The sequence below is a fragment of the Clostridium sp. CCUG 7971 genome, from assembly GCF_017590215.1.
In the GTDB taxonomy this organism is placed as follows: domain Bacteria; phylum Bacillota; class Clostridia; order Peptostreptococcales; family Peptostreptococcaceae; genus Faecalimicrobium.
Genome location: NZ_JAFFPK010000037.1, coordinates 72,828 through 86,867, shown reverse-complemented (window position 1 = coordinate 86,867; position 14,040 = coordinate 72,828). Strand labels below are relative to the sequence as shown.

The 14,040-nt window shown below is 25.0% G+C and carries 15 protein-coding genes and 2 riboswitches; of the genes, 3 read left to right on the top strand and 12 right to left on the bottom strand.

What is annotated here, in order from left to right:
- The first annotated feature begins 259 nt into the window (after positions 1–259).
- Positions 260–652 carry a hypothetical protein gene (locus tag JWF52_RS05280; protein WP_208332295.1) on the top strand — a complete coding sequence of 131 codons (393 nt, stop codon included), beginning with the start codon at positions 260–262 and terminating at the stop codon, positions 650–652.
- A 68-nt stretch (positions 653–720) separates the two neighbouring features.
- Here the strand turns inward: JWF52_RS05280 and JWF52_RS05275 are convergent, their stop codons facing one another.
- Positions 721–3,339, bottom strand: coding sequence for a SpaA isopeptide-forming pilin-related protein (locus JWF52_RS05275; protein ID WP_208332294.1), 2,619 nt, complete (start codon positions 3,337–3,339; stop codon positions 721–723).
- Positions 3,340–3,393: 54 nt separating this feature from the next.
- Positions 3,394–3,477, bottom strand: a riboswitch (cyclic di-GMP riboswitch).
- 16 nt (positions 3,478–3,493) lie between these two features.
- A riboswitch (cyclic di-GMP riboswitch) is annotated at positions 3,494–3,577 on the bottom strand.
- A gap of 298 nt (positions 3,578–3,875) precedes the next feature.
- Between JWF52_RS05275 and JWF52_RS05270 the strand changes: the two genes are divergently transcribed.
- A complete protein-coding gene (locus tag JWF52_RS05270) occupies positions 3,876–4,253 on the top strand; it encodes a VOC family protein (protein ID WP_208332293.1) in 378 nt (125 codons plus the stop codon).
- Between the two features lie 266 nt (positions 4,254–4,519).
- Here the strand turns inward: JWF52_RS05270 and JWF52_RS05265 are convergent, their stop codons facing one another.
- The 4 genes from JWF52_RS05265 to JWF52_RS05250 all read right to left on the bottom strand — a co-directional run bounded on the left by JWF52_RS05265 (position 4,520) and on the right by JWF52_RS05250 (position 7,512).
- A complete protein-coding gene (locus tag JWF52_RS05265) occupies positions 4,520–4,723 on the bottom strand; it encodes a hypothetical protein (protein WP_208332292.1) in 204 nt (67 codons plus the stop codon).
- Positions 4,724–4,861: 138 nt separating this feature from the next.
- Positions 4,862–6,235 (bottom strand): metallophosphoesterase, encoded by a 1,374-nt coding sequence (locus tag JWF52_RS05260; RefSeq protein WP_208332291.1) that lies wholly within the window; start codon positions 6,233–6,235, stop codon positions 4,862–4,864.
- A 138-nt stretch (positions 6,236–6,373) separates the two neighbouring features.
- A complete protein-coding gene (locus JWF52_RS05255) occupies positions 6,374–6,694 on the bottom strand; it encodes a hypothetical protein (RefSeq protein WP_208332290.1) in 321 nt (106 codons plus the stop codon).
- Between the two features lie 272 nt (positions 6,695–6,966).
- Entirely contained in the window at positions 6,967–7,512 is a 546-nt protein-coding gene (locus JWF52_RS05250) for a cupin domain-containing protein (RefSeq protein WP_208332289.1), read from the bottom strand.
- A 196-nt stretch (positions 7,513–7,708) separates the two neighbouring features.
- On the opposite strand from JWF52_RS05250, the gene JWF52_RS05245 reads away from it, so the two are divergent.
- Positions 7,709–8,965 carry a GntP family permease gene (locus JWF52_RS05245; RefSeq protein ID WP_208332288.1) on the top strand — a complete coding sequence of 419 codons (1,257 nt, stop codon included), beginning with the start codon at positions 7,709–7,711 and terminating at the stop codon, positions 8,963–8,965.
- An 87-nt stretch (positions 8,966–9,052) separates the two neighbouring features.
- Here the strand turns inward: JWF52_RS05245 and JWF52_RS05240 are convergent, their stop codons facing one another.
- The 7 genes from JWF52_RS05240 to JWF52_RS05210 form a co-directional block, all read right to left on the bottom strand.
- Entirely contained in the window at positions 9,053–10,084 is a 1,032-nt protein-coding gene (locus JWF52_RS05240) for a DUF4179 domain-containing protein (RefSeq protein ID WP_208332287.1), read from the bottom strand.
- Positions 10,085–10,087: 3 nt separating this feature from the next.
- Positions 10,088–10,642, bottom strand: coding sequence for a sigma-70 family RNA polymerase sigma factor (locus JWF52_RS05235; protein ID WP_208332286.1), 555 nt, complete (start codon positions 10,640–10,642; stop codon positions 10,088–10,090).
- Between the two features lie 187 nt (positions 10,643–10,829).
- Positions 10,830–11,321 (bottom strand): hypothetical protein, encoded by a 492-nt coding sequence (locus tag JWF52_RS05230; RefSeq protein WP_208332285.1) that lies wholly within the window; start codon positions 11,319–11,321, stop codon positions 10,830–10,832.
- Positions 11,322–11,576: 255 nt separating this feature from the next.
- Positions 11,577–12,182, bottom strand: coding sequence for a hypothetical protein (locus JWF52_RS05225; protein WP_208332284.1), 606 nt, complete (start codon positions 12,180–12,182; stop codon positions 11,577–11,579).
- Positions 12,183–12,301: 119 nt separating this feature from the next.
- Positions 12,302–12,820 carry a hypothetical protein gene (locus tag JWF52_RS05220; RefSeq protein WP_208332283.1) on the bottom strand — a complete coding sequence of 173 codons (519 nt, stop codon included), beginning with the start codon at positions 12,818–12,820 and terminating at the stop codon, positions 12,302–12,304.
- Positions 12,821–13,019: 199 nt separating this feature from the next.
- On the bottom strand, positions 13,020–13,658 hold the full coding sequence (locus JWF52_RS05215; protein ID WP_208332282.1) for a hypothetical protein: 639 nt from the start codon (positions 13,656–13,658) through the stop codon (positions 13,020–13,022).
- A 1-nt stretch (position 13,659) separates the two neighbouring features.
- Positions 13,660–14,034: a hypothetical protein gene (locus tag JWF52_RS05210; protein ID WP_208332281.1), complete on the bottom strand. Its 375-nt coding sequence runs from the start codon at positions 14,032–14,034 to the stop codon at positions 13,660–13,662.
- Between the last annotated feature and the right edge of the window lie 6 nt (positions 14,035–14,040).

Sequence of the window (14,040 nt, the reverse complement as noted above, 5' to 3'; positions counted from 1 at the left end):
TTTTATTCAAATTTTTAATCCCTAATTTTTATATTTTATATCCCTTACTAAAAGACAGGCAACGGACCCTGTCTTTTTTAATCTTTAATTTCTCTCTATTAATTAAATCTATATAATAATATTAATATATAAATAATACTTTTTTAACATTTTTTGCTATAATTTAACTATATAGTAACTAATAAAATTAGTTTATTAGTTACTATATATTAAATATTATTCTTAATAAGCTATTATATAAATAGATTGGAGATTATTAATGAGGACCAAAATATTTGATGATTTTATAGTTCTAGCTGGTATTTCAGGGCTAATATATCTTATACTTATTGGTATTAAAGATTTTGTAAAAAATATTTACAGAAAATTCAGGGTTTCTGAAATAAGAGTAACTAATGTTAATATGACTATTAAAAATAAAAGCTTTCTTAAAGGCATGCCTTGCAATTATTCTGATAGAAATAAATATTTTATTTCAAATTTACCAAACTCTTATTTATTAGAATTGGAATATAAAGATAAATCTTATAGAATAAATGATAAAAATATATTTGAAACTGTAAATATCGGTGATAATGTTATGATAAGGCTTATCGAAAAATTTGATAAATATGAAAATCTACTTAGCTATAAACTAGAAAATATGAAATAAAATTGATTATTAATATTTAATTAAAAAGGGCTGTGAATTATTTTCACAGCCCTTTTATTTTAGTTATTTTATTTTTTTCTTCTTATATTTATAACTAATCCACCCATTGCTAATATACCTACACTTATATATGGCATAATACCTGAATCATAGGTTTTAGGGTTCCCATAGTTTTGAAGTTTATTTACGTTATTTTTTTTATCTTGTGCAATTTCTTTTATAGTTTCTTTAGGTTTGCTTTCTTTAATTTTTTTGTCTATTTCTTTTTCTTTTGGGGTTTCATTTGGTCTGTCTTTTTTAATGTTTTTGTCTGGTTCTTTTTCTTTTGGAGTTTCATTTGGTTTGTATTCTTTAGGATTTTTGTCTGGTTCTTTTTCTTTTGGGATTTCATTTGGTTTGTCTTTTTTAATGTTATTGTCTGGCTCTTTTTCTTTTGGGTTTTCATTTGGTTCATCTTTTTTAATGTTTTTATCTGGTTCTTTCTCTTTTGGTGTTTGAGTTGGTTCATCTTTTTTTATATTTTTATCCGGTTCTTTTTCTTTTGGGGTTTCAACTATTTTATCCCCTCCACTATTTTTATCTCCTTCTATTTTATTATTATATATATTTCCTAAATCAACTGTAGTACCTAGGTCATTTTCCTTTATAGTAAACTTTATATATTCATTATTTAAATAATATCCTTTTGGAGCTTTGGTTTCTTTTAGATAATATGTTCCTGGAGAAGCTATCTTTTCTCTTATTATTCCTTCCTTATTACTAGTAACACTACCAATAATTTTTTTATCTTTGTCTAGTATATCAAATGTAGCTTGAGATAATAAACTTTTAGTTTTTTTATCTACTTTAATAGCCTTAAAAGCATACCCTTTTTTGGTCTCAACTGTATTAGTACTTGAATCTTTTATTTTAGCTACGTTTAATATTGTCGTTCCATCTTTTACATCACTAAAATCCGTCTTTATATTTACTTTATAGATTTCATCGTAGTTCATATTTACACTATCATTAGTAACTTTTATTTTATTATTTACCTTATCAACTTTAAGGCTAATACTATTTGAATTATTTTCTATTTTTTCAGTTATATATTTACCATCTTTTTCTCCAATAATCTTATGCTTTTCAACGTTAACACCTACAATCTTAACATCTGGGTTAATTTTATCTGATAAATCTATATATCCCTTACTAAAAAATCCATGTGAATCAATTTCTATAGAATAATCTACTATTTGATTATCTCCATCTTTAAGAGTATTTTTATCCACTTTTTTTATTGCATTTATAGATCCTGAATCTTTTTCATATTTAACAGTTGAGTTTGCATTTGATGTTTCATTATTATAACTAATTGTTGCCTTATTTTTGTACTCTTCATGCTTATCTGTAACTACTAATCTATAATATATAAAGTATTTATTTTTAATATTTCCAAGATTTATAGTCATTTTGTTGTTTTTAAAAGTAATCTTATCTTTACTATTTGGGTATATTTGATAATTACCTTTTGAATCATAATAATATATTGATGCACTTGATTCTTTATACTTTGTACCTTGTGGTAATGTATCATTTATTACTACATCTTTAATATTCTCTTTATTTTGATTTACAACAAGTGTGTATCCAATTTCATCACCTATATCTGTGACTATACTATTTCCTTTTTTATCATGAAACTTCGTATTTTCATATTTCTTAATCATAGGTACTTCTACCTTTTTAGTTTTTAGCATAGATGAACTTTCAATAGTCTTTCCGTTTATATTTAATATTGCTGTATTTTTATAAGTTGGAAACTCTTCATTTATATTAACGTAGTATGAAATATCATATCTTGAGTTTATGTTTCCAAAGTTTATTACTAGTCCATCTTTAGTTTTCTCAGTTTTTGAAAGTAGTTCTTTTGTTACGTCTTTTTTATTTCCTATGTATGGTGTTTCTTCTATTTTTAAACTATTTATATCTAGTTCTAATCCATTAGGCATTTTATCTTTTAAGACTACTTTATTTAAATTAGAGTATTTCTCATTAATAGAAACAATAAACTCCCATTTTTTACCAACAGCAGGAGCAGGTATATTTGCAGTTAATATACCATCAACATAATGACTTGCATTTTGTGCATATTTATTTAAATATCTATCTACTACAAGATTATGTTCTGGCTTTTCTTTTGGGTCATCTGTTACCACTGGATCTATATTTACTAAATCAACATCTAAATATGTAGTATCGCCATTTAAACTAGCTTCAACTCTAACTTTTTTATCTTCATCAACTTTAGGTGCAAAAGCTCTAATACTTAAATATCCCCCTATACCATTAGTAAGTGCTTTTTCACTTAAAGTTGCTACTACTTTAGTTCCTTCTACTGTGACATTATCAAAATGATCTTTAGGATAAGATGGTTTAATATCTCTAAATCCATCTGGCAGGTTAAATGTTATTACATTTCCTCCTTCTTTTAATTTTCCTAATTCTCCTTTTATACTATAGTTTAGTGTAAATTTAACTTCATCATTTTCTTTTATAGGATTTTTATTGCTACTTATTGATAAGCTAATATTTTTATTTGCATCTAAAGCAAATACATTTATGACCGGTGACATAAGATTTATCATTAAGCTAACTACCACTAACATTGTTGTAAATAAAAAACTATACCTTTTATTACTTTTCATACTTACACTCCCTCTATTAATTTTTTGCAATAAAAAAACCGACTTTAAACAATAATTGTTTAAAGCCGGTTGCATCACTAACTCCATATATCCCAGATGCCCACATACAGAATATACTTCCTCGTTTCTTTAAAAAAAAAGACTTTAGACATTAATTGTCTAAAGTCGGTTGCATCATTAACTCCATATATTCCAGATGCCCACATACAGAATATACTTCCTCGTTCCTTTATATAAATAATAGCACATGTCTATGCTTATTTCTATATTAGTAAGATTTTGATACTATTTTTTATATATTAATTGATATAGTAAGTTCTTATTTTTTTATTTAACTAGTTATATATTTTAAATCTATATATTTATTTTAGATATAATCAATTATGTATAAACTTAAAAACAATAATATCCATTTTAAGTACTTACGTTTGTATTTAAATGCAAACATAAGTTTGACTAAGTATTTAATTTATAGTATTATGATTTTAAGTAAAGAATAATAATGAAAATAACAATACATAACTTCGGAGGATAACATGATCAATAAAATAGGTAAGATAACAATATATGTAGATAATCAAGATGATGCTAAAAAGTTCTGGACTGAAAAGTTAAATTTTGTAGTAAAATTTGAACAATCAATGGGTCCTATGACTTGGTTAGAAGTTGGGCCAAGTGAAAGTGAATTTACAACTTTTGTTTTATATGATAAAAAAATGATGCTAGCTCAAAACCCGTCTACAAATGTTAATCATCCATCTATATTACTAAGTACTACTAATATAGAAAAATCATACAATGAAATGAAAAAAAATGAGGTTGAAGTTGGAGAACTTATGATTATGCCTTATGGTAAAATGTTCTCATTCAAAGACCAAGATAACAATGAGTACTTATTAAGAGAAGATAAATAATAAAAAACTCTAATCATTAAATGATTAGAGTTTTTCTAATTGTATTTTTTAGTTTTTTTAGTGTGGTTTTGGTATAATATATACTAAAGACATGAAAGTATGCCAATAATAAGCTCTTTAATAAACTTTTTTATATCTGTTTCTGGTCCTTTGATAATTAATTTTTTGCTATTTTTTTTACATTCACTCATATAATCATCTCCTTTATATAACACGATGAAGTAATTATCTTAAACTTAATAAATAATATTTTCTAAATAAAAATATTATTTTTTGTTTAATAACTCTTTAGTTGATAAATATAAAAAAGTAGAGAAAATAATTAAAGAAATAGAACATAATACAATTCTCCATAAACTTCCAGAAAATAGAATTACATTTAAATTTAATGCTATAAATCCAAATGTAAAAATGTTTTGTGATAACCATTTAAATATTTTTTCCCTAAAACCTATACCCTTCATATTCATAGCATGCTCCTTATATGTCTAAAGTATGTTAATACTTTTTAATATGGTTTTTGATTATATTTAAATATTATCATAATAAAAATCAAATTCTTTAAAAATGGTCTGAAATATAGAATTTATGGACTAAAATATATCTCTCTATTTATATATATGAGTTAATTTAACAATAGGTTGATGAGTTATAGGATGCTCTTTACCTTCTTCAACCTTAAACTTATCATTTTCCTTAGGAATAATAGTTAAAACATTATCTTTATACTCTGATTTATCAAAATTTACACTATATCCTATTTTGCCTTTATGTCCATATAGATAACAAACTACTTTCTTACCATCCATAAATACCATCTGCATCATATCATCATTTTCAGCTTCAGTGATATTTAAAAACTTATATCCTACAGTATCATATATTTTTTCTCTAGGAGTGCTTGATTTAAATACATACGCCTTGTCCCACTTAATAGGAACCACCTTTGATAAATTTATTTCTTTAACTTTAGTATCTAACATTGTGAATTCTGCTGATACTTTCCCATAATTATCAACTAGTTGATTTAGATATTCCTTACTTTCTTCAAACTGTGTTATTTCACTAGATTTATCAACTACATTCCATTTATTATTCTTTTTTTCTAATTTTAAATTTATTTTAGAAATACACTCTCCATGATCTCCTGGTTGAGTAACTATAACATTTTTTCCTGACTTATTTTTATAATCATGTTGCTTTATCTGTTCATGTGTATGACCTGCAACAATTGCATCAATACCCTCAACTTGTTGTGCCAAATCTTGTATTCTATTTCCTGGGTGTTTTGGCTTTTTAGGTTTTTCCCCTGTATGTGTAACTACTACTATAACATCTGCCTTATCTTCTTTCATTACCTTAACCCATTTTTTAGCATCTTCTACTAAGTCATTCATGTATAAGTCACCATATCCATCTGCTTTATCAAAATCTTTTAAGTCCTCACTATCTTCTCCTACTTCTTTTATAGTAAGACCTAATATTCCTAATTTTACAGTTCCTTCATTAGTTTTAATATCTTTTATTACATAAGGTTTTGTGTAGTTCTCTCCATTTTTCTTATATGTATTTGCTGATAATACACTTATTCCTTGTTTTTCAAAGTCAGATATCATATTATCTAAATGAAATTTATTATTAGATACAAATTCATGGTTTCCAAGTGTTACAGTATCATATCCTACTTCTTTCATTTCTTTTGCAATAGGTGCTTCTATATATTGGTCTCTTTTTCTTCTTTCAAAATATTTATTCATATCTCCTGAAGCTTCAAATCCTCCATCAAAGAAGTCTCCTGCATCTACTAAAGTAATATTTTTATCTTTCTTTTTTTCATTTTCTACATAAGAAGATAATTCATATGGTATTACTCCATGTAAATCAGTTGTTGCTAGTACCTTTATATCTGTTGTTTTGGTAGAAGTACATCCTGATATTAATAGTGTTGTTAATCCTAATACTCCCAATATTGTCTTTTTCATAAACTCCCTCTTTTCCCCTTTTATAAACAATAAAAAATTCGCTTTGCTCAAGCTTAATAGTTGGCAATTATATTTATCCACAAGTCAGATAAAATATAATTGCCTTATATGTAAAATAGCCAAACATTATTAAATACTTTATTTTAACTTATCTATATAGTTTTTAGCTTCTAAAAGTTGTGAATTAGTTAATTCTCTGTATCTTTTTACAGCTTTTACTTCTTCACCATCTAAAATCATTTGTTTTAATTCATTGTCTATCTTTTCTATTTCCTCTTCAGTTAAGTTAACTTCACTTTTATTATTTTTAAGTGCCATTATATAACTAAATAGAAAACACATTGCTGATATAAAGTAAAGGATTCCTACAATAGTTTTCCCTCCTATTATATTAACAACAGCACATATAGAAAATAACATCACTAATACTATTTCCCACCTAAATAACCTTTTCTTCATTCTCCTCACTCCCATTTTATAAATAATATTTTTAATTTATAAACTAATATTTGGCTATAATTTTAATTATCTTCTTAAAAATCATTTACATAATAATCCATCTTATTTTTAACATATAAATTCTAATTTTAGTTGAAAAATGGACTAAAACATAATAAAAACGGATTGAAATAATCTTTATGTCTAAAAATAGGTCTAAAATTTATATTTAATACATAAAAAATACACACTAAAAATAGTGTGATTTTTATATGTTAATTATTTTTAATTTTTTATAATATAACTGCAAATATAACTTTTGCATCTTTATCCGATTTATTTTCCCAACGGTGATTTATACCTGCTGTTACTTTAACACTATCCTCTTTATTTAATACAAATTCTTCATCATCAAGATATAACAAAACTTCGCCTTCAAGTACATAAGCTATTTCATATCCACTATGATTTATATTTCCATTACTTGATGATGTATTTGGTGCAAGGGTCATAATTGCAAATTCAAAATTATCAGTTATTCCTGGGGCAAGTATTTCATAAATAACATCATCACTATTTGGAAGAATTACTCTTTTTCTATTGTCTTTTCTAACTATTAAGTCCTCTTTTACAACTTCTGATGTAAAAAATGTAAATAACGCTACATCTAAAGCTGATGCAATAGATTTTAATGAATTTACAGAAGGATTAGCAAGTCCTCTTTCTATTTGACTAAGCATAGATGATGTAACATTGGATAACTGTGCTAATTCTCTTATACTTAATCCTTTATTTTTTCTTATTTGTGATATTTTTTCACCTATATTTATATCTGACATTATAATCTCCTTATAAACAAAATCTTCTTATTTCATAATTTAAATCATTTTAATAAAATTATAGCTTTTAAATTAATTATAGCATAATAAATCAATAAAATTAAATTATATTTAATTAATTAAATTACATTTGACACCTTTAAGCTTATTGTATAAAATCATAGATAATAGCTTTGACAATAAAGGGGGAATACATATGACAATAACAACCTTAGGGGCAACAATAGGATTAATTGTAGCAATTATACTTATAATAAAGAAATTCGAACCATTTTATTGTTTAGTATTCGGAGCTTTAATAGGTGGATTAGTAGGTGGTGCAAATCTAGTTGAAACAGTTGAGTATATGGCTATTGGTGCAAAAGATATGGCACCATCTATACTTAGAGTAATGACATCAGGATTTTTAGCTGCCACATTGATAAAAACAGGAGCAGTTGAAAAAATTTCTGAGGAGATAATAAAACTTTTAGGACTTAATAAAGCTATTTTAGGAATTGTATTATCAGCAATGGTTTTAGCTGGTGTAGGAGTTGACTTAGATGTTGTTGTCCTTACAGTTGGACCTATTGGAATGTCTATAGGACACAAATTAGGATATTCAAAATTAGCAATACTTTTAGCAGCATTAGGGGGAGGAAAAGCTGGAAATATCATTTCTCCAAATCCAAATACATTAGCTGCTGCAACTAACTTTAATGTAAATTTATCAAGTGTTATGCTTGCAAATGTAATTCCTGCAATATGTGGAATTATAGTAACTACAATCTTAGCTAAATTATTAATTAATAAAGGTAGTAAAGTTGATATTGATATAAATATTGAAGAAGATGAGAATTTACCAAGTTTATTTGCGTCTTTAATTGGACCCATAGTTTCTATTGGATTATTATTTTTAGGAAATATATCTAGTATAGTTATAGATCCACTTGTAGCTTTACCTATTGGTGCTGTTGTAAGTATTATTGCTACTAAAAACCTAAAAAATACTAGAGAGTATATGTCTTTTGGAGTAGCAAAAATGCAAGGAGTTTGTATATTACTACTTGGTACAGGTACATTGGTTGGAATTATTCAAATGTCTAATTTACAACATAGTACTATAGGACTACTTGATATGCTAAATGTTCCACAATTTTTATTAGCACCTATTTCAGGTATGGTAATGTCACTTGCTACTGCCTCTACTACTGGTGGATCAACTATTGCATCATCAACATTCTCTCAGGCAATTTTAAGTTCTGGTTTATCTGGTGTTTCTGGAGCTGCTATGGTTAATGCCGGTGCTTGTGTATTTGAACATTTACCTCATGGTGCATTATTCCATGCAAGCACTCGAAGTGTCTCTATGGATATAACAGAAAGATTTAAACTAATTCATTATGAGATAATTATAGGTGTTGTTATAGTTGTAGCTTCAACTATAGTCCAATTAGTTTTAATGAACTTATAAATAAAAAGAGTGTATCTATTAAAATTATTTATTCTAAATGATACACTCTCTTGTATGTTATTTTTAATTAAAATTTAAGCTAATTTTTTATTTATTTAAGTTTATAGTAAACTCTTCACCTATTACTTTAAAATCATTACTACTTTGTCCACTTGTTTTAGATTCTTCTGTTGCATATGGAGTAAGTTTTAATTCCTTTGCATTTTCATTTACAAGACCATCTATACTCTCTATTTTAAATATACCCTTATCTCCTCTTAATCTAGACATATAGAATGTTACTTCATTTCCTAAATCATCATGACCTCTAAGTTCCATATTGTAATCAGTACCTTTTGAGTCTAGCGAGAAGTAAATCTTTTGACCTATATCATTACTTGTGTATTTTTCTAATTTTATATTTTGACCATTGTCAAATGTAAATGAATTATCTAACTTTATTTCCTTTGTTTCTGCCCTTAATTCATCACCATTAACTTTAAATTCAAATACCCAAGGTCCTCTTATATCTGTCTCTCCAATATGACCTCTGCTATATTTAATTTTTATATTTATATCTCCCTTTAAATCATTTTCATCTATGTTATCTAAACTATGTTCTATAACAGACTCCATACTGTACTCATCTAACTGACTAGCACTACCACTAGCACCCTCACTTACATTTCTTCCATTTATATAAACATCTCCATCTAGAGAAATGTCTCCCGCTCCACCTAATTTTTTATCACTTGTAGCAGTTGTTGAAACTATTAATTCATCATTATCTAAAATTACTTCGTTTAATTTAACTTTTATTCCATTTTTAGTTATACCTTGATTAACTACTGTTTTGTACTCAGCTATATCTTTTTTAATTCCTAATGCATTTGATATATCATATGCAATAACTCCTAATGTTTCAAATGCATATGTACCTAGGTTACTTCCTAAAATACCAAAACTTACTACTGCAACTGATGCTACTACAATACCTTTTTTATAAAAATCTTTTTTATTAACACTTCTTTTAAATTTATTTTTTATTTTCTTTTTTTCAAATTCTGTAAAGTCTTGTTTTTTATATTCATCTAAATCTATATTAGCCTCATTTAACATTTCGTATATATTATTTTTCATATTTTACCCTCTACCTTCCGAAGTTTTAAATATACTTCTAATTTTTGACTTTCCTCTAGATACTCTATTGTAAATTACATCACGCTTTAATCCAGTTTCCTTAGCTATAATATCTATTTCTTTTTCTTCTACATATAGTTTAAAAAATAATTTTTTATCTTCTTCTTTTAAACAATTTAATAGATTTTCTAAGTCTTTGTTTAATTCATTTTTAGTTAGTTCTATGTGAACATCATCTTCTGTTTTTAAGTCTAGTGTGTCTATATTCTCTTTTTCCAAATCTTTCAAATATTTTCTTTTGTAATCAATAGCTTTATATTTAGATATTCCACCTACCCAGTTTTTAAAGCTATTTTTACTTTCATCAAAGCTACCTATGTTATTCCAAATTCCAAGTAATATATCATTTATACACTCGTCCTGATAACTATCTAAATTGTATAAGTGTTTTCTTACAATTGATTTAATAATCCAACCGTAGTTATCGATTATATATTCTAAAGCTTTTTCATTTTTGTTTCTAAGCTGAAGAATAAAGTTATCTTCTTTTATTTTCATATCTATTCCTTTCTTCCAATAAGCTTATTGTACTTATCCGTACACTTAATACTTCGTGTTATATATTACTATATCTATCAAAAAATAAAAAAAGATATTTTTTCCTGTATGTTAATTATGAATAAAATATCATCAAAAAATAAAAAGAATTACCAATTCTGGTAATTCTCTTTATATTTATATAAAATTATATAACTTTATTTTTATCTAATATGGCTTTAAATTTATCAATATCTTCATTGTATATATACATTCTTTTAAAAGTTTTATTATCATATTTTAAAACTAACTCCCTATATTTTTTTCCTCTAAAAGAACTTTTAAAATTATAACTTTTAACACTTTCAAAACTATAGAATTTACCATCGTCTAAAATCAACCCTTCTTTATATAATATACCTTTCCTTGAGCTGGCTTTAGTATATATAAACATAATTAAAAGACATAATATCCATATAATACTATTTATATCAACTATAAAAAGAGATTGTTCTTCAAAAGGTACTTTAGAAAAATTCTCCATTATATACTTAAAATCTAAACTATAATCTACCATCATAAATATAATAAAGTATATCCAAAATCTATCTGTTACTTCAACTTCTTTGCAATATAAGTCAATTCTACCCGAAACCTTCTTTTTAGAAGCTTTCCTATAATTTACGCTCTTTATGCACATATATACAGTAGATATGGAAATTACAAAAATTAAGATAGTAAAAATATAAATATTTTCTATTATTAGAGATAAAATAAATAAACTTACACACAATACAACCAAAAATACAGTCAAATAAATCATCCTTTCTTAAATAACCTTCAATCTTAATGCTACCATCAAATTAATATTTAGTGATTAAAATGGGCTAATATATGCTTTTTATGGAGTAAAATAAAATAATTACTATTATAAGTAATTATTTTTTATATAAAACTATACAACTTTATTTTTATCTAATAAAGCTTTAAACTTATCAATATCCTCATTATAAATGCAGACAGTTTTGATATTTTTATCATCATAAGTTAAAACTAAATCTCTATATTTCATACCTTTAAAAGAAGTATTAAACTTATAATTTTTAACCTTATCAAAGCTATATAGCTTTCCATCACTTAAAATTAATCCTTCTCTGTATACTATCCCTTTCTTCGAATCAATTTTCTCATATATAAACATAATTAAAAAACATAGTGCCCATATAACACCATTTATAATAAATATAAATAGATATTGTTCCTTAAAAGAAACTTCAGAAAAGTTTTCTAATATATAATTAAAATTTAAATCATTACCTATACTTATTAATATAGGGAAATATATCCAACACATCCCTATTCCTTCTTGTCCTTTGCAATATAAATCAACTTTACTTGAAACTTTATTCTTAGATTTTTTTCTATAAACTATAGTATTTACAAGTATATAAATTATGCATATAGAAAAAGCACCAACCACTACACTAAAAAAATAAATATTTTTTAGTATTATAGATAAAAATAATATCCCTATTAGTAGGATAACTAAAAATATAGCCAAATAAATCCCTCCTTTTAAATAACTATCTACTTTAATACTATCATGAAATCGTTATTTGGTTATTAAAATGGACTAACATATACTTTTTATGGATTGAAATAAAAATAAAAAAAGAATTGCTATATTTGGCAATTCTTTTCTAATAATTCTTTAAATTTATCAATATCATCCTTATAAATGCATACAGTTTTAACAACTTCACCATTATAGGTTAAAATTAAATCTCTGTATTTCATACCTTTAAAAGAAGTTTTAAACTCATAACTTCTAACATTATCAAAAGTATATAACTTACCATTTTGTAAAATTAATCCTTCTTTGTATACTATACCTTTCTTTGAGCCAATTTTAGCATTTATAAACATAATTAAAATACATAATGCCCATATAAAACCACTTATGGTACACATAAAAAGAAACTGTTCTTTAAAAGTAACCTTATAAAAATTTTCTAAGATATACTTAAAATTCAAATTATCACATATTCTTAGGAATGTAGGCCATAACATCCAAAAAATAAACATTTCTCCTTGTTCTTTGCAATATAAATCACTTCTACTAGAAACCTTAGTCTTAGAAGTTTTCCTATCAATTATATTTTTTATGACTAAATATACTGAAAATACTGAAAATCCCAAAAATAATATAATAAAAAAGTAAACATTTTTAAATATAAAAAATAAAGCCGCTAGCCCTAGCAGTAATAAGATTAAAAATTTAATCAAATAAATCATCCCTTCTTAAATAACTATTCATCCTAATATTATCATGAAATCAATATTTAGTTATAAAAATGGACTAAAGTATATGTTTTATAGAGTAAAATAAAAAGTTATATTAATATTCATTATACGGTTCTTCATTCCATCTATCTCTAATATATAATCCTTCTACATTACATATGTATTTAACAATATCTATATTTCCATTTAATCCTAGATATACACCACTATATAATCCATTTATATCTAATGCTATTTCTAAATCTAGCATATATATAGTTAAGTGGTTTCTTTCTCTTAATGCTAATTTCATTAATAAATTTATAGCATCATAATCAAAATCAATTTCTTTAAAATCAAATATATGATCTTTTATTACCTTAAGGTATTTCAATTCTTTTCTACTTAGAACTTTTTTTAAATGTTTTTTATTCTCAGAGTGAAAATATCCATCTGATACTATCATGTCATTACTGTAACTCATTATAAGCAATAATGCTCTTAGAAATTTTTCTTCTTGCTTTAAATACCTTGTTTTATCTTTTTCTAAATCCCAAAAAGTATCTAATAGCCCATATGCAGATTCTGCATTCATTTGCATTGGAAAGCTATCTATCCCAAAGTATCTATTTTTTAAGACTTCCTTATCAGTTTCATCTACTTCTATATAGGGAAATTCTTCATATTCTTCATCAAAATAAAATCCAATAAAAACTTCCTTTAGTTTTTTCGTCAAATTTTTATATTTATTCATTTTATAGCCTTTCTAATAAATCTTTAAACTTATCAATATCATCCTTGTAAATATATAAAGTTTTAATAGCTTTATTATCAAAGGTTAAAACCAAATTATTATATTTAATTCCTTTCCAAGATGTTTTAAATTCATAACTTTTAACACTATCAAAGCTATATAATATACCATCACCTAAAAGAAATCCTTCTTTATACAATATCCAATTATTTGATTTAATCTTATCACATATGTACATAATTAAAGGGCATATCACCCATATAGAGCAACTTATAGTGTATATAAAAATATGTTGTTCTTTAAAAGGTATTTTAGAAAAGTTCTTTAAGATATAGCTAAAGTCTATATCCCAACTTGATATAATTATTGTAAACATCAATAT